Source organism: Bartonella sp. AP57NXGY (genome assembly GCF_042195805.1).
Lineage (GTDB): Bacteria > Pseudomonadota > Alphaproteobacteria > Rhizobiales > Rhizobiaceae > Bartonella.
In genome coordinates, this window is record NZ_JBHIOZ010000696.1 from 1 (window position 1) to 524 (window position 524).

The following is a 524-nucleotide window of genomic DNA, read 5'->3' on the forward strand; positions in this document are numbered from 1 at the left end:
CAAGCATAGGCAAGCACACCAATCAGAATAATGTTTAAAAAGAGTGGGGCAATGGCGGCAATAAAATAGCGTCGCAGAGCATTAAGCATGCCCCCCATCATGGCAGCAAGCGACATGCAGGTTAAATAGGGAAACATGATTGCAGTAAAGTGAATTGTAGCGTTAAATTTTGTTGCATCTTCGGTAAAACCTGGGGCAATAATGGTTCGTACCAAAAAAGGCATACTCAGTTCCATCGCAATCGTTAACAGTAAGAGCAGCGAAAAGAGAACGCCAAAGACTTCTTCTGCAAATTTGCATGCCGTTTCGTGACCTTCTTCAGTGATTTTTTTTGCAAAAAGAGGAATGAAAGCAGCGTTAAAGGCACCTTCAGCAAAAAAACGACGAAATGTGTTGGGAAAACGAAAAGCAGCGTTAAAGGCATCAGAAACAGGACCTGTCCCTAGGGCTGCTGCCATAAGCATTTCGCGTACGAAGCCAAAAATACGGCTCATGAGGGTTCCGGAAGCAACTGTTGCAATTTT

1 protein-coding gene is annotated in these 524 nt (G+C 43.7%); it reads right to left on the minus strand.

Going from position 1 to position 524, the window contains the following annotated elements:
• The coding region (gene murJ, locus ACFIL8_RS12705) for a murein biosynthesis integral membrane protein MurJ (RefSeq protein WP_375690147.1) at window positions 1-524 on the minus strand (524 nt) is incomplete at both ends.